Origin of the sequence: Phenylobacterium sp., from assembly GCF_041691455.1 — a bacterium.
GTDB lineage: Bacteria > Pseudomonadota > Alphaproteobacteria > Caulobacterales > Caulobacteraceae > Phenylobacterium.
Window position 1 is genome coordinate 1 of record NZ_JBEPUO010000046.1, and the last position, 18,261, is coordinate 18,261.

Annotated in this window: 18 protein-coding genes and 3 tRNA genes; 11 read left to right on the top strand and 10 right to left on the bottom strand. The window is 69.5% G+C overall.

Annotated features, from left to right (window positions below; all coding sequences use genetic code 11):
• Window positions 1–95: 95 nt before the first annotated feature.
• Both ACESMY_RS22465 and ACESMY_RS22470 read left to right on the top strand, forming a co-directional pair.
• Window positions 96–1,082, top strand: a complete 987-nt coding sequence (locus ACESMY_RS22465) for an efflux RND transporter periplasmic adaptor subunit (protein ID WP_372786877.1) — start codon at window positions 96–98, stop codon at window positions 1,080–1,082.
• The gene (locus ACESMY_RS22470) at window positions 1,079–4,318 is read left to right on the top strand and encodes an efflux RND transporter permease subunit (protein WP_372786878.1); all 3,240 of its coding nucleotides are present in this window, start codon (window positions 1,079–1,081) and stop codon (window positions 4,316–4,318) included. Before ACESMY_RS22465 ends, ACESMY_RS22470 begins: the two co-directional genes overlap by 4 nt.
• Before the next feature lie 239 nt (window positions 4,319–4,557).
• On the opposite strand, the gene ACESMY_RS22475 is transcribed toward ACESMY_RS22470, so the two are convergent.
• On the bottom strand, window positions 4,558–5,049 hold the full coding sequence (locus ACESMY_RS22475; RefSeq protein ID WP_372786879.1) for a cytochrome c family protein: 492 nt from the start codon (window positions 5,047–5,049) through the stop codon (window positions 4,558–4,560).
• 142 nt (window positions 5,050–5,191) lie between these two features.
• On the opposite strand from ACESMY_RS22475, the gene ACESMY_RS22480 reads away from it, so the two are divergent.
• Window positions 5,192–5,368, top strand: a complete 177-nt coding sequence (locus ACESMY_RS22480) for a hypothetical protein (RefSeq protein ID WP_372786880.1) — start codon at window positions 5,192–5,194, stop codon at window positions 5,366–5,368.
• Between the two features lie 90 nt (window positions 5,369–5,458).
• Entirely contained in the window at window positions 5,459–5,671 is a 213-nt protein-coding gene (locus tag ACESMY_RS22485; RefSeq protein WP_372786881.1) for a helix-turn-helix transcriptional regulator, read from the top strand.
• Here the strand turns inward: ACESMY_RS22485 and ACESMY_RS22490 are convergent.
• Both ACESMY_RS22490 and ACESMY_RS22495 read right to left on the bottom strand, forming a co-directional pair.
• Entirely contained in the window at window positions 5,668–6,120 is a 453-nt protein-coding gene (locus ACESMY_RS22490; protein WP_372786882.1) for a YaiI/YqxD family protein, read from the bottom strand. The two genes, ACESMY_RS22485 and ACESMY_RS22490, sit on opposite strands and share 4 nt — an antisense overlap.
• A gap of 22 nt (window positions 6,121–6,142) precedes the next feature.
• A tRNA-Thr gene (locus tag ACESMY_RS22495) sits at window positions 6,143–6,215 on the bottom strand.
• Window positions 6,216–6,344: 129 nt separating this feature from the next.
• Here ACESMY_RS22495 and ACESMY_RS22500 point away from each other — a divergent pair.
• The 3 genes from ACESMY_RS22500 (at window position 6,345) to ACESMY_RS22510 (ending at window position 9,454) form a co-directional block, all read left to right on the top strand.
• Window positions 6,345–7,055, top strand: coding sequence for a PEPxxWA-CTERM sorting domain-containing protein (locus tag ACESMY_RS22500; protein ID WP_372786883.1), 711 nt, complete (start codon window positions 6,345–6,347; stop codon window positions 7,053–7,055).
• Between the two features lie 83 nt (window positions 7,056–7,138).
• Window positions 7,139–8,542 carry an amidase gene (locus ACESMY_RS22505; protein ID WP_372786884.1) on the top strand — a complete coding sequence of 468 codons (1,404 nt, stop codon included), beginning with the start codon at window positions 7,139–7,141 and terminating at the stop codon, window positions 8,540–8,542.
• 84 nt (window positions 8,543–8,626) lie between these two features.
• Window positions 8,627–9,454 (top strand): PEPxxWA-CTERM sorting domain-containing protein, encoded by an 828-nt coding sequence (locus ACESMY_RS22510; RefSeq protein ID WP_372786894.1) that lies wholly within the window; start codon window positions 8,627–8,629, stop codon window positions 9,452–9,454.
• Here ACESMY_RS22510 and ACESMY_RS22515 read toward each other — a convergent pair.
• From ACESMY_RS22515 to ACESMY_RS22530, 4 genes are read right to left on the bottom strand one after another with little or no spacing between them, the layout of a single operon-like run.
• Complete coding sequence (locus ACESMY_RS22515; RefSeq protein WP_372786885.1) at window positions 9,451–10,239, bottom strand: ABC transporter permease; 789 nt, start codon at window positions 10,237–10,239, stop codon at window positions 9,451–9,453. The two genes, ACESMY_RS22510 and ACESMY_RS22515, sit on opposite strands and share 4 nt — an antisense overlap.
• Window positions 10,236–11,114, bottom strand: a complete 879-nt coding sequence (locus ACESMY_RS22520; RefSeq protein WP_372786886.1) for an ABC transporter permease — start codon at window positions 11,112–11,114, stop codon at window positions 10,236–10,238. The genes ACESMY_RS22515 and ACESMY_RS22520 overlap by 4 nt, the downstream gene beginning before the upstream one ends.
• Window positions 11,111–12,100: an ABC transporter ATP-binding protein gene (locus ACESMY_RS22525; RefSeq protein WP_372786887.1), complete on the bottom strand. Its 990-nt coding sequence runs from the start codon at window positions 12,098–12,100 to the stop codon at window positions 11,111–11,113. Before ACESMY_RS22525 ends, ACESMY_RS22520 begins: the two co-directional genes overlap by 4 nt.
• Window positions 12,097–13,215: a polyamine ABC transporter substrate-binding protein gene (locus ACESMY_RS22530; protein WP_372786888.1), complete on the bottom strand. Its 1,119-nt coding sequence runs from the start codon at window positions 13,213–13,215 to the stop codon at window positions 12,097–12,099. The genes ACESMY_RS22525 and ACESMY_RS22530 overlap by 4 nt, the downstream gene beginning before the upstream one ends.
• A gap of 78 nt (window positions 13,216–13,293) precedes the next feature.
• On the opposite strand from ACESMY_RS22530, the gene ACESMY_RS22535 reads away from it, so the two are divergent.
• Together ACESMY_RS22535 and metG are read left to right on the top strand one after the other, a co-directional pair.
• Window positions 13,294–13,650, top strand: a complete 357-nt coding sequence (locus ACESMY_RS22535) for a DMT family protein (RefSeq protein ID WP_372786889.1) — start codon at window positions 13,294–13,296, stop codon at window positions 13,648–13,650.
• A 45-nt stretch (window positions 13,651–13,695) separates the two neighbouring features.
• Complete coding sequence (gene metG, locus ACESMY_RS22540) at window positions 13,696–15,510, top strand: methionine--tRNA ligase (protein WP_372786890.1); 1,815 nt, start codon at window positions 13,696–13,698, stop codon at window positions 15,508–15,510.
• Here metG and ACESMY_RS22545 read toward each other — a convergent pair.
• The 3 genes from ACESMY_RS22545 to rlmB form a co-directional block, all read right to left on the bottom strand.
• On the bottom strand, window positions 15,507–16,124 hold the full coding sequence (locus tag ACESMY_RS22545; RefSeq protein ID WP_372786891.1) for a PEPxxWA-CTERM sorting domain-containing protein: 618 nt from the start codon (window positions 16,122–16,124) through the stop codon (window positions 15,507–15,509). The two genes, metG and ACESMY_RS22545, sit on opposite strands and share 4 nt — an antisense overlap.
• A gap of 158 nt (window positions 16,125–16,282) precedes the next feature.
• Window positions 16,283–17,023, bottom strand: a complete 741-nt coding sequence (locus ACESMY_RS22550; RefSeq protein ID WP_372786892.1) for a TerC family protein — start codon at window positions 17,021–17,023, stop codon at window positions 16,283–16,285.
• A gap of 49 nt (window positions 17,024–17,072) precedes the next feature.
• Entirely contained in the window at window positions 17,073–17,870 is a 798-nt protein-coding gene (gene rlmB, locus ACESMY_RS22555) for a 23S rRNA (guanosine(2251)-2'-O)-methyltransferase RlmB (RefSeq protein WP_372786893.1), read from the bottom strand.
• Window positions 17,871–18,002: 132 nt separating this feature from the next.
• Here rlmB and ACESMY_RS22560 point away from each other — a divergent pair.
• Together ACESMY_RS22560 and ACESMY_RS22565 are read left to right on the top strand one after the other, a co-directional pair.
• Window positions 18,003–18,088 (top strand) — tRNA-Tyr (locus tag ACESMY_RS22560).
• A gap of 99 nt (window positions 18,089–18,187) precedes the next feature.
• Window positions 18,188–18,261 (top strand) — tRNA-Gly (locus ACESMY_RS22565).

Here is an 18,261-nt window from a genome sequence, read left to right on the forward strand (position 1 = left end):
GTGTATAAGAGACAGGGCCGGGTGGGCGGGGGGGCGCCCGCGGCGGCGCGCCGGGCGGGCGGGGCGGCTTCGGCGGCGGCCCGACCCAGATCTCGGTGGCCAGCGTGCAGCCGCACATCTTCCAGGACGAGATCGAGGTCCTGGGCGTGGCCAAGGGCCGGCAGTCGGTGACCCTGACGGCGGCCACCAGCCAGCTCGTGGAGCGCGTGCGCTTCACCGACGGCCAGGCCGTGTCGCGCGGCGCCGTGCTGATCGAACTCAAGAACACCGAGCAGGACGCTGGCCTGGCGCAGAGCGAGGCCAGGCTCACCCAGGCCAGGCAGGAATACGACCGCTGGATCACGCTGAGCCAGAAGGGCTTCGCGGCCCAGACTTCGGTCGACCAGTACCGCGCGGCCTATCTCTCCGCCGAGGCCGACGTCGCGGCCGCCAAGGCCCGGCAGGGCGACCGGATGATCCGCGCGCCGTTCTCCGGCGTCGTCGGCCTTTCCGACGTGGCGCCCGGCGCGCTCGTCAGTCCCGGCTCGCCGATCGTGACCCTCGACGACATCTCGGCCATGCGCGTCGATTTCCCGGTGCCCGAGCGCTTCCTTGCCCAGCTGCACGAAGGCCAGGCGATCACCGCGCGGGTCGACGCCTATCCGGGCGAGTCCTTCGCCGGGCGCATCGCCAAGCTCGACACCCGGGTCGACGAGCGCACCCGGGCGATCACCGCGCGGGCGGAGTTCCCCAATCCCGGCCACAAGCTGAAGCCCGGCATGATGATCCGGGTGGCGATCAGCCATGGCCGCCGCCAGGGGCTCGGCGCGCCTGAGACGGCGGTCGCGGTGCAGGGCGATTCCGCGTTCATCTATGTGCTGCGCCCGCAGGGGCCGCGCACGGTCACCGAGCAGCGCCCGGTGATCACCGGCCTCAGGCAAGACAATTTCGTCGAACTGACCGAAGGCGCGGTGGCCGGTGAGCGGATCGTCGCCGACGGGCTCAACAAGATCCAGCCGGGCCAGCCGGTGCGGATCGCCGGCCCCGGCGGGTCCGGCGGCCTGGGCGCTCCGGGCGGCGCCCCTCGGCGGCCGGCGCCATGACGCTCTCCGACCTTTCCGTCCGCCGGCCGGTCTTCGCCGCGGTGGCGGCGATCATCCTGTGCGTGGTGGGGCTGGCGGCCTTCACGGCGCTGCCGGTGCGCGAGCTGCCGAGCGTCGATCCGCCGGTGGTCTCGGTCTCCACCTTCTATCGCGGCGCCTCGGCCGAGGTGGTCGAGGAGCGGATCACCCAGGTGATCGAAGGCCAGGTGGCCGGCATCCAGGGCATCGACCGGGTGCAGTCCTCCTCGCGCGACGGCCAGTCGCGGATCAACATTTCCTTCACACTGGACCGCAACCTCGACGAGGCGGCCAACGACGTCCGCGACGCGGTGAGCCGGGTGACGGCGATCCTGCCCGAACAGGCCGATCCGCCGCAGATCGCCAAGGCCAACGCCGACAGCCAGCCGATCATCCTGATCGGGCTTACGTCCTCGACCCTGAACCGCGTCCAGCTCTCCGACTACGCCAACCGCTACCTGGTCCAGCGCCTGGCGACGGTGCCCGGCGTGGCGCAGGTGGGCCTGGCCGGCCAGCAGCTCTATTCCATGCGCGTATGGCTCGACCCCAGCGCCATGGCGGCGCGCGGGCTCACCGTCGATGACGTGGCCGCCGCGCTCAACAGCCAGAACCTCGAGTTGCCGGCCGGGGCGCTGGAGTCGCAATCCAAGGACTTCACCATCCGGGTGGCGCGCGCCTATTCGACGCCGGCCCAGTTCGCCAAGATGCCGGTCCTTCCGCTGGGCGCGGCCAACCGCCCCGCCGCCGGGGCCACGGCGGCGGTCGGCGGGACCTCGGCCACGGCCGGCGCCGCGCAGGGCGCGACCAGCACCATGTCCAGCGGCGCCACCTCCGGCGCCTATGTCACCCGCCTGGGCGACATCGCGCGGATCGAGGAAGGGCCGGACGAACGGCGGCGCCTGTTCCGATCGAATGGCGAGGACCGGGTCGGCATGGCGATCATCCGCCAGTCGCAGGCCAACGACCTGCAGATCTCCGACAACGTGCGCAAGACCGTGGACGACATCAACAAGTCGCTCCCCAAGGGCACCCGGATGGAGGTGGCGATCGACTACACGGTCTTCACCCGCCACGCGATCCAGGAGGTCTGGATCACCATGTCCATCTCGCTGGCCCTGGTGGCGCTGGTGAATTTCCTGTTCCTGGGGACGTGGCGGGCGGCGCTGATCCCGGCGATCGTGGCCCCGATCTGTATCCTGTCGACCTTCATCGTGTTGGCCCCGCTGGGCTTTTCGATCAACCTCCTAACGCTGCTCGCCCTGGTGCTGGCGATCGGGCTGGTGGTCGACGACGCCATCGTGGTCGTCGAGAACATCCAGAGGCGCGTGGATGAGGGCGAGCCGCCGATCGTCGCGGCGCAGCGTGGGGCGCGGCAGGTGTTCTTCGCGGTGGTGGCCACCACCATCGTGCTGATCTCGGTCTTCGCGCCCCTGATGTTCATGCCGGGCTACATCGGCCGCCTCTTCGTGGAGCTGGCGGTGGCGGTGGCCGCGGCGGTGGGCTTCTCGGCGATCCTGGCGCTCAGCCTCTCGCCGATGCTGGCCTCCAAGCTGCTGCGCCCGGCGCAGGGCGAGGGGTTCATCGCCCGCCGCGTCAATTCCGGCATGAACAAGCTGCGCGCCTCCTATCACGCCTCGCTGGACGCCCTGCTGGGCCGGCGATCGGCGAGCATCGCCGCAGGCGGCCTGGTGGTTCTGCTGGGCCTGGCGGCGCTGCTGCTCTTCACGACCCTGCCCCGGGAACTAGTGCCGAACGAGGACCGCCGGCGGGTCGACGTGGCGATCCAGAGCCCCGAGGGCGCCGGCTTCGACTACACCCTGCGCGCCGGCAAGCAGGTCGAGGCGAAGATGACCCGGCTGCTCAACGACAAGACCATCGAGCGCTACACGATGTCGCTGCCGGGGTTTGGCGGCAATCAGTACAACTCCGGCAACGTCAATGTCGTGCTGCCCGACAACGGGGCGGTGAAGGTCAGCTCGCAGGACATGGCCGCGCAGCTGAACCGCGAGCTCTCATCGATCACCGGGGCGCGGGTGATCGCCGCCGTGCGGCCCAGCATCCAGCGGGGCGGCGGAGGCGGCGGCAGCAACGTCGACCTGATCCTGCTCGGCGACGAATATCCGCAGATCAGCGCCGTGGTTCAGCCGCTGCTGATCGCGGCCCAGAAGAACCCCGGCATGGCCCGCGCCCGCCTGGACTATGAGCCCACCAGCCCCCGGCTGCTGGTCAACATCGACCAGCAGAAGGCGGCCTCGCTCGGGGTCTCGGCGGAGTCGGTGGGCACGGCGCTGCAGGCCCTCTTCGGGTCGCAGAAGGTCACCACCTACATCAAGTCCGGCCAGGAATATGACGTCATCCTGCAGACTGACCGGCCGCAGCGTGAGAGCGAGCAGGACCTGGCCAACGTCTATGTGCGCACCAGCTCAGGCGCCACGGTGCCGCTCTCGGCGGTGACCACCAGCCGGGTCAGCGGCGACACCCCCAACCGGGCCCGCGTGGACCGTCTGCGGGCCATCACCCTCTCGGTCCAGCTGAACCCCGGCTACACGGTCGGTCAGGCTGTCCGGTTCCTGCAGGACGAGATCGCCCGCGAGCACGCCGGCCTGGCCTACAAATGGGGCGGCACCGCGCGCGACTATCTGGAGGCCGGCGGCTCGATCGGGCTCGCCTTCGGCCTGGCGCTGCTGCTGGTGTTCCTGGTGCTCGCGGCGCAGTTCGAGAGCTGGATCCACCCGGCGGTGATCATGCTGACCGTGCCGATCGCCGCGGTCGGCGGCCTCTTCGGCCTGCTGATCGCCGGCTCGACGATGAACACCTACAGCCAGATCGGGCTGATCATCCTGGTGGGCATCGCCGCGAAGAACGGCATCCTGATCGTCGAGTTCGCCAACCAGTTGCGCGACGACGGGCTGTCGATCCGCGAGGCGGTGATCGAGAGCGCCTCGCTCAGGCTGCGCCCGATCATCATGACCTCGATCTCGGCGGCCGCCGGCGCCATCCCGCTGATCGTCTGGGGCGGGGCGGGCGGCGAGAGCCGCAAGACCATCGGGGTGACCATCTTCTTCGGGGCGATCTTCGCCACCATGGTCACGCTGTTCGTGGTGCCGGTGTTCTACAACCTGCTCGCGCGGTTCACGAAGTCGCCGCAGGCCACCGCCCGGCGGATCGAAACCTTCGAAGAGGCCGAGAAGGCCCGCGTCGCCAACGCCGCCGAATAGCTCCGTGGCCTCCCAAACGTAAAATGGCCTTCCCCGTTGCCGGGGAAGGCCACAGAACAGCGCCGGCGGCGGACGTGGGGACGCCGAGCCTGGGCGCCACCCGGCGGCTTGGGGGAAGTCGCCGGTGGGTTGTATCGCTCCAGCGGGGATCTCGCCGAGGCGACGCACCGACGATGCGCGTCCCCAACCCACTCGTCAAGGTTGAGGAATCCGGCCCAACACCCGTTTCGGGCGAACCCCTAGGGCTTGAAGCCGGTGTTGATCATCAGATAGGCGATCACGTCGGTGCGGTCCTTGGGGTCCTTGAGCCCGGCGAAGGTCATCTTTGTCCCGGGCGCGGTGACCTTCGGGTCGGTGATCCAGGTGTCGATGTGCGCGGCGTCCCAAGTCCAGCCGACGGCCTTCAGCGCGTCCGAATAGCTGTAGCCGGGGAGGCTGGCGGCCTTGCGCCCGAACACGCCGTGCAGGTTCGGCCCGGTCAGGTTGGGGCCGCCCTCGGGCAGGGTGTGGCAGGTCGAGCAGAGCGCGAACTTCGCCTCGCCGTTCGAGAGGTCGGCGGTGTTGTAGGGGGCCGGCAGCTTGGCCTGCAACGCCGCCTTTTCCGCGTCGCTGAGCGGCGCGGCCGCAGGCGCCTGGGCGCCGGCGGACTGCGACCCGCCGCCCGTCTTGCCGCATCCGGAGAGGGTCACGGCGAGCGCCGCGGCGGCGAGCATCAGGGGCAGTTGGCGCATGCGGGAGGTCTCCAGGCACGAAACGGCGGTGAAGGCACGCCCATACCTGCGCGGGGCGCCTCCGCGCAAGCCGGCTTGAGCGTGATGAAACCTATAGGTTACATGTCACCTGTGGGTTACTTCTGAGACCGGGGAATCGATCATGATGGCGCCGGACCGCAAACCGCCCTCGGGTGAGCTCATCGAACGGCTCCAGCGCCGCCGCACCCGCCTGCTGTTCTTCCAGGCGATCGTCTTCCTGCTCTGGCAGACCACCTTATTCGGCATGCGCGCCCACGACCGCTCGGCTGCTACGCCATCACCTTGTTCGGCGCCGTGACGACCACCGAGGCGATCCACGCCGTCCTGACCGTCGGCGTAGGAAGCGCGCTGCTCACCTTCGCCGTGCTGGAACGGCGCGCCCAGGCGAATGACTGAGCGGCTGCGCAACCGCCTGCGTCAGGCGCGCGCCGATCGCGGCTGGACCCAGGCCGACCTGGCCGAGCGGGTAGGCGTGACGCGGAAGACCATCAACACCGTGGAGAATGGCGTCTTCACGCCCTCGACCGTGCTGGCCCTTAAGCTCGCCCGCGCCTTCGACCTCACTGTCGAGGCGCTCTTCCAGTTGCCGCCCGACAGCTAGCGGCGCCGGCGCTTCTCGCGGTTCACCGCCTCGTCCAGCGCCTGCAGGAAGCGCGAGCGGTCGGCGGGCGCGAAGGGCTTCGGCCCGCCGGTCATTTCACCCATCGAGCGGATATGCTCGGCGATCGAGCGCGAGGCGAGCGCCGAGCCGATGGAGTCCGGCGTGAACAGCCGCCCGTTGGGCGCGATCGCCGTCCCGTCGGCCTTGAGCACCCGGTCGGCCAGCGGGATGTCGTTGGTGACCACGATGTCGCCGGGCTCGGTCCGCTCGGCGATCCAGTCGTCGGCGACGTCGGGCCCGGCGTCGACGATCATCCGCTCGATCAGTTTCGACGGCGGGATGGCGATGAAGCTGTTGGAGACCACGGTGGTCACCAGCCCATAGCGGGCGGCGACCTTGTAGACCTCGTCCTTCACCGGACAGGCGTCGGCGTCGATGAAGATGCGCATGGCGGTCTCTTCAGGGGGGCGGTGCCGGATGCAGGACTCGAACCCGCGACCTTCGGTTTACAAAACCGCTGCTCTACCAGCTGAGCTAATCCGGCGGCCGATGTCCGCTTATGGGATGAAGCCGCCCGCCGAGGCAAGGCCGCGCGCGGCCGGCCGTTCGTCGGCCGGGGCATGGCGGAGGTTCGGCCTCCAGGGATCACTCCTTCGAATTGGAGATCCCACGGATGAAATCGATGCTGAAGGTTCTGGCCGCGGCGGCCGTTCTGGCGTTCGCTTCGAGCGCGCACGCCACGGTGGTCACCCTGGACTTCGACGGGATCAACACCAGCGGCCCCAGCGACGCCGTCCAAATCCTGAATTTCTACGCCGGCGGCTTCAGCGGAGACCGCACCGCGCCCGGTCCGAACTTCGGCGTGACCTTCACCCCCAACGCGATCGCCGGCTGTGAGCTCGGACAGCCGTGCAGCCGGGGCGACTTCCTGGCCTCGGGCTCGCCGTCCGGGCCGAACGTCATGGGCTTCAACATCGGCGGGCCGGCGATCATGAACGTGGCCGGCGGGTTCGCCGACCTCTCCCTGTCCTACGCCTCGGAACTGGCGGCCTCGGTGGAGATCTGGAGCGGTCTCGACGGCGGCGGCGATCTGCTGGCGACGATCGGCCTGCTGGCTGAGCCGAATGGCTCCGGCCAGCCCGGATGCGAGCGGCAGGCTATTCTCTGTCCCTTCCGATCGGCGCGTTCCGACTTCGCCGGTGTCGCCCATTCGCTGAAGTTCGTCGGCGTCGTGCAGTCCACGGCCTTCGACGACATCACCATCGACGCGAACCTTCCCACGGCGGGCGTCCCGGAGCCGGCCTCCTGGGCGCTGATGATCGGCGGCTTCGCCTTGACCGGCGCGGCCCTGCGCCGTCGCCGCGCGGCGGTCTACGCGGCCTAGACAATCACGGCGGCGAGTCCGCGGTTGGAAGGATCGAGCGCCTGTGCTTTGCCTGTTCCTGACCAGGAACGGGAGAGCCGCCGATGCGCTTCGAAGACTATCGCCGCCATGACGCGGTCGGCCTGGCCGAGCTGGTGGCGCGCCGCGACGTGAGCGCGGGCGAGCTTCTGGACGCCGCCGCAGCGCGGATGGTGGAGGTCAATCCGAAGATCAACGCCGTGACCCAGGACCTTACCGCGCGCGCGCGATCGGAGCCGGCGGGCCCGGGCCCGTTCAGCGGCGTGCCGTTCCTGCTGAAGGACCTCGGCGCGACGCTCAAGGGCACGCCCACCACCATGGGTTCGCGCCTGTTTGCGGACAACCTGGCCGCCGCCGACAGCGCGCTGACTGCCGCCTACAAGGGCGCGGGCCTGTCGATCTTCGGCAAGACCAACACGCCTGAGTTCGGCCTTTGGCCCTTCACCGAGTCGGACTTCCTCGGGATCTGCCGCAATCCCTGGGACCTGTCGCGGACGCCGGGCGGGTCCTCCGGCGGGGCGGCCGCGGCGGTGGCGGCGGGCATTGTCCCGGCGGCCCACGCCAGCGACGGCGGCGGTTCGATCCGCACGCCCGCAGCCTGCTGCGGCCTCTTCGGCATGAAGCCGTCGCGGGGAAGGGTGTCCTTCGCGCCGGCGGGCGAGGGCTGGGCCGGGGCCTCGATCCAGCATGCGGTCACCCGCTCGGTCCGCGATTCCGCGGCCCTGCTCGACGTCGCCTGCCGGCCGCAGCCCGGCGATCCCTATTTCCTCTCGCCTCCGGAGCGGCCCTTCGCCGAGGAGGCGTCGCGTGAGCCCGGGCGGCTGCGGATCGCCTTCATGGCCGGCGCCATGCAGGCCCCCGGCCTCGATCCCGAGTGCGAGGCCGCGGTTCGCGAAACCGCGCGGCTCTGCGAGGAGCTCGGCCACGCAGTGGAGGAGGCGGCGATCCCCGGCGACACGGCGGCCATGCAGGCGGCGGCCGGCGCGGTGATCTCGGCCAGCATCGCAGCCAACCTTGACGCGGAAGCCGAACGGCGCGGCCGGCCGATCGAGGCGGGCGAGATCGAGGCGCCCACCATGGCGACCTACCGGCGGGGCGCCACGGTGCCGGCGGCGGCCTATGTCCGGGGTCTCGCGGCCCTGCACGCCTACGGGCGGGCCGTGGCGCAGCTCTTCGAGACCTATGACGTCCTGCTGCTGTCGACGCTGGGCAGCCCGCCGATCGCGATCGGCCACATCCTGGAGGACCCTAAGCTGGTCGGCGAACGGCTGTTCGCCTTCATGCCCAACACCCAGGCGTTCAACAACACCGGCCAGCCGGCGATGACCGTGCCCCTGGCCTGGAGCCGCGGCGGCCTGCCGATCGGCCTGCAATTTGTAGCCAGGATGGGCGCCGAGGCGACGCTCTTCCGCCTGGCCGGCCAGCTGGAGCAGGCGAGGCCCTGGTTCGACAGGCTCGCGCCCTTGTAGGCCGCGGGCCCGCGAGCCGGGCCAAATCCGAGGCGGGAACGGCAAGTCGGCCCAGGTGCGCACGATCTTTGCATCGTGGCCCTCATGACCCAGAACCGTTCCACTTCGAAACATCGTAGGCGGCGGACAGCGGGACTCCTGCTGAGCGTCGCGGCCCTGGCCATCGCCTTCTCGGTGGGGCACGGGGGTTATCGGCATGTGAACCCGGGCAGCCCCCGCGTCGAGATGGCGCTGGGCGGCGGGCATACCGGCAGCGGCGGAGGCGGAGCCTTCGGTCACCACTGGCGCGCCAAGCTCGGCGCGGGCGGCGGCGGCGTCTTGTCCCAAAGCGGGACGACTGACGGCCAGCACGCGGCCTACGGACCGGGCGAGGGCGACGAACATTCCGACTGGGGTGGCTATATGCCGAACGGCGAGGACGGTCTGATGACCCTCGCCGACTTCGTGCACGGCCATGACGGCGGCAACAATCCGAACCAGGGGACGCCGCACGGCTGGGACGACCGGCCCGATCACGGCGGCAAGCCCGGTCCGGACGGCAATCCTGACGGTCCTTCCGGCTCCGGCTCCGGTGGCGGCGGCTTTGGCGGCAACGGGGGCGACGGCGGTAACGGCGGCAATGGCGGTAACGGTGGCGGCGGTGGCGGCGGCGGCGGTGGCGGTCCGGGCAATGGCCCTGGCGGCCCCGGCGACGGCTGCTTCGTGAACTGCGGCCATCCCGGCGATGGCCCGGGCGACGGCTGGCCCCACAACGATCCTCCCGGCGGCCCGGGTGACGGCGGCCCGCACGGCAACGAGCTGGGCTCCGCGGTGCCGGAACCGGCGGTGTGGATGATGCTGATCCTCGGCTTCGGCGCTCTCGGCTCGGCCCTGCGCGTCCAGCGTCGCAAGGCCGGCCAGATCCTGGCCTAGGTCTTCAGGTCCCGCCGGCGCTGGATCAGCCCGGCGGCGACCACCCCCAGCGTCACGACGGCGATCAGCAGGGTCGAGACCGCGTTGATCTCCGGATTCACGCCCAGGCGCACCTGGCTGTAGAGCCGCATGGGCAGCGTCGTGGCGCCCGGCCCGGACGTGAAGCTCGCGATCACCAGGTCGTCCAGCGACAGCGTGAAGGCCAGCATCCAGGCGGCCGCGACGGCCGGGGCTATGCCCGGCAAGGTCACCTGCAAAAAGGCGCCGAACGGCGTGCAGCCCAGATCCTGCGCCGCGTCCTCGAGCCGGCGGTCGAAACTGGCCAGCCTGGCCTGGACCACCACCGTCGCGTAGCAGAGGGTGACGGTCGCGTGGCTCACGGTCACCGTCCAGAAGCCGCGCGGCAGGCCCAGCGCCACGAACAGCAGGAGCAGCGACAGGCCCAGGATCACCTCCGGCATCACCAGGGGCGCGTAGATCATGCCGGAAAACAGCGCCCGGCCGCGGAAGCGTCCCGAGCGGACCAGCGCGAAGGCCGCCAGGACGCCCAGGACCGTGGCCAGGCTGGCCGAGATCAGGCCGACCCTGAGCGTCACCCAGACCGCGTCCAGCATCTGGTCGTCCTGGGCCAGCGCCGCATACCAGCGGGTCGAAAAGCCACCCCAGACCGTGACCAGGCGGCTGGCGTTGAAGGAATAGAGCACCAGCAGCGCGATCGGCCCGTAGAGGAAGGCCAGGCCCAGCGTCACGCTCGCCCGGTTGAAGAGGCTGGGGCCGCGGGTCACGACAGCACCTTGGCCTGCTGGCGCTGGAAAAGGGCGATGGGCAGGGCCAGCGTCGCGAGCAGCGCGATGGCCACGGCCGAGGCGGCCGGCCAGTCCCGGGTGGCGAAGAACTCCGTCCAGATGGTCCGTCCGAGCATCAGCGTGCCGGAGCCGCCCAGGAGGTCGGGGATCACGAACTCGCCCACCATCGGGATGAAGCAGAGGAGCGCGCCCGCCGCCACGCCCGGCAGCGACAGCGGGAAGGTCACCCGCCAGAACGCGCCCGTCGGCGTGCAGCCGAGGTCCTGGGCGGCCTCGATCAGGCTCTCGTCGTGCTTTTCGAGCACCGCATAGAGCGGCAGCACCATGAACGGCAGGTAGGCGTAGACCAGGCCGATGATCACCGCCGCATCGGTGTTGAGCAGGCTCAGCGGGGCGATGTGCAGCACCGCCAGCGCCTGGTTCAGGAGGCCCGCGGGCTTCAGGATCGCGATCCAGGCGTAGATGCGGATCAGGAAGCTGGTCCAGAACGGCAGGATCACCGCCATCAGCAGCACGCGCCGCTGAGTGGGGGCAAACCGGCTCATGCCGTAGGCGATGGGGTAGCCGATCGCGAGCAGGATGGCGGTGGCGAGGCCGGCGAACCGCAGGCTCGACAGATAGGCCGACAGATAGAGCCGGTCGGCAGTCAGGCGGGCGTAGGTTTCGAAGCTCAGCTGGTGGACGAAATGCCTCAGCCCGGCGTGGCCCTGCGACAGGTCGAGCTGCGGCGCATAGGGCGGCATGGCCAGCACCGTGTGCGACAGCGACAGCTTCGCCACCAGCAGGAACGGGAAGGCGAAGAACACCAGCAGCCAGGCGTAGGGGGCCAGGGCGGCAAGCCACGGCCGCCTCATGACGGCAGGACCACCGCGTCGGCGGGGTCGAACGACACCCAGGCCGCATCGCCGACCCTGAGCGGCGAGGGCGGGCCGTGGCTCGCGCGGCTGACCAAGAGCGGACGCCCCTCGGCGCGCCGCACCACATAGCGCGTGCGGTCGCCGAAATAGGCGATCTCGGCCACCTCGCCGGTCAGGGCGCCGTCCGCCGGGGCCGCGGCGAGCGTCATCTTCTCCGGGCGCACCAGCCGAAAGCCCGCGCCCTCGGGGAAGAGGTTGGCCTCGCCGAGGAACTCGGCGACGTAGCGGCTGGCGGGCCGTTCGTAGACCTCGCGCGGCGGTCCGACCTGGGCGATGGCGCCCGCCCGCATCACCGCGATCCGGTCGGCCACCACCATGGCCTCGTCCTGATCGTGGGTGACGATCATGAAGGTGACGCCGAGCCGGCGCTGCAGCGCCCTAAGCTCCAGCTGGGTCTCCTCGCGCAGCTTGCGGTCGAGGGCGGCCAGGGGCTCATCCAGCAGCAGGATCTTGGGGCCGGGGGCCAGCGCGCGGGCCAGCGCCACCCGCTGGGCCTGGCCGCCGGAAAGCTGGTCGGGCCGCCGGCGGTTGAGGCCCTCCAGGCGAACCAGGCTCAGCATCTCCTCGACCCGCGCGGCGGCCCGGTCCTTGTCCCAGCCCTGCTGCTTCAGCCCGAAGCCGATGTTCTTCTCGACGTTGAGGTGCGGGAAAAGGGCGTAGGTCTGGAACATCATGCTCGACGGCCGCCGATGCGGCGGCAGGTCGGCGATGTCCTGGCCGTTCAGCAGGATGCGTCCGGCGTCCGGCGCGGCGAACCCGGCCAGCATCCGCATCAGCGTGGTCTTGCCGCAGCCGGAGGGACCCAGGAGGGCGAAGAACTCTCCCTCGGCGATGTCCAGGCTCACGCCGTCGACGGCGGCGACATCGCCGAAGCGCTTGCTGACGCCCTCGAAGCGGACCAGGGGCGTCGGGCCGGCGCTCACTGGCCTGTGGTGACTTTGGTCCACTGGCGGTTCACGTCGCGCAGCAGGGCCTGGTCCTTGGTGGTGGTGACGAACAGCCGCTTGGCGAGCTCCGGCGGCGGATAGGCGGCCGGGTCGTTCTTTACCGAGGGATCCACCAGGGCCGTCGCCGCCGAATTGGCGTTGGCGTACTTGGTGTAATTCGACGCCCTGGCGATGATGTCGGGCTTCAGCATGAAATTGAGGAAGCTGTAGGCCGCCGCGGCGTTCGGAGCGTCCACCGGGATCGTGAAGACGTCGAACCAGACCTGGCTGCCTTCCTTCGGGACCGAATAGGCGAGCTTGACCTTGTTCTTGGCCTCCTCGGCCCGGCTCTTGGCCTGCAGCACGTCGCCGGAATAGCCGATGGCCACGCAGATATCGCCGTTGGCGAGCGCGTCGATGTACTCGGACGAGTGGAACTTCCGCACATAGGGCCGGACCTTCAGCAGCAGGTCGGTGGCGGCCGCATAGTCCTTCGGGTCGTGCGAGTTGGGGTCCTTGCCGAGGTAGTTCAGCGCGACCGCGAACATGTCCTCCGAGGCGTCCAGGAAATAGACCCCGCAGTCCTTCAGCTTGGCCATGTTCTTCGGATCGAACACCACCGCCCAGCTGTCGATCTTCACGCCCGGCAGGCGCTTGGCGACGGCGTCGATGTTGTAGCCGATGCCGATGGTGCCCTGCATGTAGGGCACGGCGTACTTCGCGCCCGGATCGAAGGGCTCCATGTGGGCCATGACGTCGGGCGCGAGCTTGTCGAGGCCGGTGAGCTTGGCCTTGTCCAGCGGCTGGATCGCCTTGGCGGCGATGTAGCGCGGCACATTGTGGTTGGAGGGGACCACCAGGTCATAGCCGGTGTGGCCCTGCAGGACCTTGGTCTCCAGCACCTCGTTGGAATCGAAGGTGTCGTAGCGGACCTTGATCCCGGTCTCCTTGCTGAACTGGGCGAGCAGGGCGGGGTCGATGTAGTCGGACCAGTTGTCGATGCTGAGCGTGCCCGACGCCGCCGCTGTCGCCGCGGGCTTCTTGGCCGCCGGCGTGCAGGCGGCCAGCGCCAGAATCGCCACGGCCGCCAGGGTTTTCATCAAAGTCCGCATGCCTACGCTCCCCTTCGCTGGCGCGACGTTTAAAGGCGGGAGATGTTCCGCTCAACGCCAAAGCCTCCGGAGCCTTTGATGACGATGAACTGGACCGCGCTCGCCCCGATCCTGATGCTGATCGCCTCGAATGTGTTCATGACCTTCGCCTGGTACGGCCAGCTCAAGGTCGAGCACCGGGCGATGTGGCTGATCGTGCTGATCAGCTGGGGCATCGCCTTCTTCGAATATTGCCTGGCGGTGCCGGCCAACCGCATCGGGCGAATCGCCTATGCGCCCTCGGAACTGAAGGCCATGCAGGAGGTGATCACGCTGGCGGTCTTCGCGGTCTTCTCGATCTTCTGGCTGAAGGAGCCCTTCACCACCAACCACGGCGTCGGCTTCGCCCTCATCGCGCTCGGCGCCTTCTTCGTGTTCAAGGGTCCCTTCCACTGATTTCTCGCCTATAAGCCGCGCCTTCTCCCCATTTCGAGAGCCGTCATGTCCCGCATCCTGATCACGTCCGCGCTGCCCTACATCAATGGGATCAAGCATCTGGGGACGCTGGCGGGTTCGATGCTGCCGGCCGACGTCTATGCGCGCTTCCAGCGTTCGCGGGGCCGCGAGACGCTCTACATCTGCGCCACCGATGAGCATGGCACGCCGACCGAGCTGGCCGCCGCCGAGGCCGGCCAGGATCCGGCGAGCTTCTGCGCCGAGCAGCATCAGGTGCAGCACGACCTCGGCCGCGCCTTCGGCCTCTCCTGGGACCACTTCGGACGCTCGTCCTCGCCGCAGAACCACAAGCTCACCCAGCGGTTCGCCCAGAGCTTGTGGGAGGCCGGCTTCATCGAGGAGCGGGTGACCCAGCAGGTCTATTCCAACGCCGACAAGCGCTTCCTGCCCGACCGCTATGTGATCGGCACCTGCCCGCACTGCGGCTATGAGGCCGCCCGCGGCGACCAGTGCGAGAACTGCACGCGGGTGCTCGATCCCGCCGACCTGCTGCATCCGCGCTCGGCGATCTCCGGCTCCACCGACATCGAGGTGCGTGGCTCCAAGCACCTCTTCCTGCGCCAGAGCCTGTTCTCCCAGAAGCTGCGCGCCTGGATCGAGGAAAAGCGCGACCGCTGGCCGCTGCTGGTCACCTCCATCGCGCTCAAATGGCTGGACGAGGGCCTGCAGGACCGCGGCATCACCCGCGACCTGGAATGGGGCGTGCCGGTCAATGCGTTCGAGTGGGGCCCGAACCCCGACGGCGCCGTCCCCGACATCGAGGGCCTGGCCGGCAAGGTGTTCTACGTCTGGTTCGACGCGCCCATCGAATATATCGCCGCCACCTGGGAATGGGCCGACGCGCGGGCCGCCGAGGCCGGGCGCGGGCCGGCCGACGAGGCGGAGTGGGAACGCTGGTGGCGTGAGCCCGCCGCGGCCGACGTCACCTATGTGGAGTTCATGGGCAAGGACAACGTGCCCTTCCACACCGTGGGCTTCCCCTGCACCCTGATCGGGCTGAACGAGAAGCTGTCGGCGGACGGCAAGTGGTCGCCGACCAACAATGCGCCCTGGAAGCTGGTCGACGAACTGAAGGGCTTCAACTGGCTCGACTACTACGGCGGCCGCTTCTCGACCTCGCAGAACCGCGGCGTCTTCATGGACCAGGCGCTGGAGCTGCTGCCGCCCGACTACTGGCGCTGGTGGATCACCGCCAACACGCCGGAGACCTCCGACGCCAGCTTCGTCTGGGAGCAGTTCCAGGCGCAGGTGAACGCCGACCTAGCCGACGTCCTGGGCAATTTCGTGAACCGTATCCTGAAGTTCACCGAGACGCGCTTCGAGGGCGTGGTCCCGGCGGGCGGCGGCGACGGCCCGCTGGAGTTCAAGCTCCATAAGGACGTGCTGGCCAAGCTCCGCGAGCTCACCGAGCATCTTGAGGGCCGCGAGTTCCGCAAGGCCTCAGCCGCCCTGCGCCAGCTCTGGGTGCTGGGCAACGGCTACCTCACCGAGGCCGCGCCCTGGACCGCGCTGAAGACCGATCCCGACCGCGCCGCCGTGGCGGTGCGCACGGGCCTGAATCTGGTGGCCCTGTTCGCCAAGGTCTCCGAGCCCTTCATCCCGTTCGCCGCCGAGACCATCGCGCTCTCGGTCGGGGAGGCCTTCCCGGGCCAGTGGCCGCATCTGGACGGGCAGGGGACCTTGGACATCCTGCAGTCCGGCCGCGCGGTGAAGGCGCCGGACGTCCTCTTCCGCAAGGTCGAGGACGCCCAGACCGCCGAGTGGCGCGAACGCTTCGGCGGCCCCGAGGCGGACGCCTAGGCTACGGCCGGACCGCGTCGGCGCGCGCCGCGCAGGGCCGCGCCCAGGCCGCCGAAGCCCAGGAGCATCAGGGCCCAGCTCGCGGGCTCCGGGACGGCGGTGATCGTCCCGTTGTTCGGCGCGAAGTCCTCGTTGACCGTGGCGCTCACGCCTGCGACGCCGGGCAGCTGGGTCCACAGGGTGAACCCGAAGTCTTCCGGCTTGAAGCCGTTGGTGGCGGCGGGCAGCAGCGAGGCGGCCACCCGTCCAGTGACGGTGTCATTGTCGATCTGGAAGGTTCCCACGCCACCGTTGGCGAGGGTTCCGTTGGCGCCCAGGCTGGCGAAGGCCTTGGTGAAGACGAACCCGGTGGGGAAGGCCTGGTTCTGGGCGGCGGTCCCGGTGTCGACGCCGAACACGAAGCGCTCCGTGCCAGCCTTGTTGATGGTGTCGGCCATCTTGGCGCTGAACACGAAGTCCGATCCGTCGAACGAGACGGAGAAGGTGTCGATATCGAAGGCCGCGCCGCCGCCGAGCTGGTCGCCGAGGGCGTCCTGGAAGGTGGTGGCGTGGGCGGGAACGGTGAGGCTGGCCGCTAGGGCCAGGGCGATCCACAAAGGCGAAAACTTAGGCATGTCTGGGCTCCTGGTTCTGATCCCTCTGCTGAGCCCGCAGCCTGTTTCCGGGCGTCGTTCTCACGAATCGAGAGCCCTCGGGCGGGGAGTTCCGCCACATCCTTCCGCAAGGTTAGGTTGAGTAAAATGTTGCGCGCCGCGGGGGCGCCTGCGGCCGCCTAGCGGTCGCGGTGCTTGGCGATTTCGCCGGGCTTGATGTCGAGCGGGCCCGGCATCGCGCGGTTGTAGGTGTGGGTCTTGCCCAGGTCGATGAACACCGTGCGCGTGCCCTCCCAGATCATGTGGGCCGCCACATAGAGCACGATCGCCAGGCCGATGAAGCCGATCCAGCGGAAGCGGTGCAGCAGCTTGGCGATCCAGCTGGCCGCGAGCCCCGTCAGGGTGATGGAGAGCAGCAAGCCGCCGACCAGGACCCACGGATGCTGGCGCGCCGCGCCGGCCACGGCCAGGACATTGTCCAGCGACATGGCGAGGTCGGCGATCAGGATCTGGATCAGGGCCTGGCGCAGGGTCTTGGCCTTCGGCTCGCTCTTGGCGACGCCGCCGATCGTCACGCCCGTGGCGTCCTGCAGGGCCACTTCGCCCTCGGCGCTGTTCTCACGGCCCTGGGCGCGCAGGTCGCGCCACATCTTCCAGCAGACCCAGAGCAGCAGGAACCCGCCGGCCACCAGCAAGCCCACGACCCGCAGCAGCTGGGTGGTGACCAGCGCGAAGCTGACCAGCATCACCACCGCCCCGGCGAGGCCGAGCACGATCGCCTTCTTCCGCTGATGATGGGGCAGACCGGCGGCGGCCATGCCGACCGCCACGGCGTTGTCGCCGGCCAGAGCCAGGTCGATCAACACCACTTGGATGAAGGCCGCGAAGGCTCCAGCGGTGAACAGGTCTTCAAACGGCATTGCTTCACTCAATGGGGCAGCGAAAGCCGGTCCGCAAGAGAGAGCCGCCCTAGCTTCGCGGCCGCGACGCCTCATAGAGCGCGACGGCGGCCGCGGCCGAGACGTTCAGGCTCTCGAAGCCGCCGGGCATGGGGATGCGCGCCAGTTCATCGCAATGGTCGGCCACCAGCCGGCGCAGGCCTTCGCCTTCGGAGCCCATCACCAGCACGGTCGGGGTCCCGTCCAGCACCTCGCCCAGGGTCCGTTCCCCTTCGCCCGCCAGGCCGACGGCCCGCCAGCCGGCGCCGGTGAGTTCGTCCAGCGCCCGCGAGAGATTGACCACGCGGGCCACCGGCACCTTGTCGACGGCGCCGGCCGCGGCCTTGGCGAGCGCCCCGGTGAACCGTGGCGCGTGACGGTCCTGCAGGACCACGCCCACCGCGCCGAAGGCCGCGGCCGAACGCAGCATGGCGCCGACGTTCTGCGGGTCGGTGACCTGGTCGAGCATCAGGAGCACAGCGCCCGGCCGGGCTTCGAAGTCGGTGAGGTCGGCCGGCTCGAGCACGGCGCCCTTCACCGCCACGCCCTGGTGCGCGGAGCCCTGCGGCAGGCGCTGGGCGATCTGCTGGTTGTCGGCTTGCTGCAGCGTGGCCACGCGGCCGAACTTCGCCTCGATCTGCTTGATCCGCTCAGGCGTGGCCAGGATCAGTTCGGCGGGTCCGCGCAAGGGATTGCCCAGCGCCGCCTCCACCGCATGCCAGCCCCAGATCCAGTCGTCGGCCACGGCGTCCGGCCGCCTGCGAAACCCTCCGTGGGCATGGCGATTTCGGCCCCGGCGGGCGTCGTTGCGTTCGGGGTTCGAGGCCACTATAAGACGCGCTCCAAATTGGGGCCCCGGACGGGTTGCCGCCTAAAGGACCCTGCGTTCGGCGCTGTTATGCCTCTCGCACCCTTGAGCGGAAGCCTTTTGTTCAAAGCCTCGACGTGGCTCCGAGCGCGAGGGGGAATGTCCCGAGCGGCAAAGGGGGGGGACTGTAAATCCCCTGGCGTACGCCTTCGTAGGTTCGAGTCCTACTTCCCCCACCACGCTCGGCGGCCCGATAGCGAGAGAGAATTTCCCAGGCCGTTCTCGCGGGAACGGCTCAAACCTTATCTTGAAACTGAACCGGACTCGTCCGGTTCAGGGCGGGTATAGCACAATGGTAGTGCAGCAGCCTTCCAAGCTGAATATGCGGGTTCGATTCCCGCTACCCGCTCCA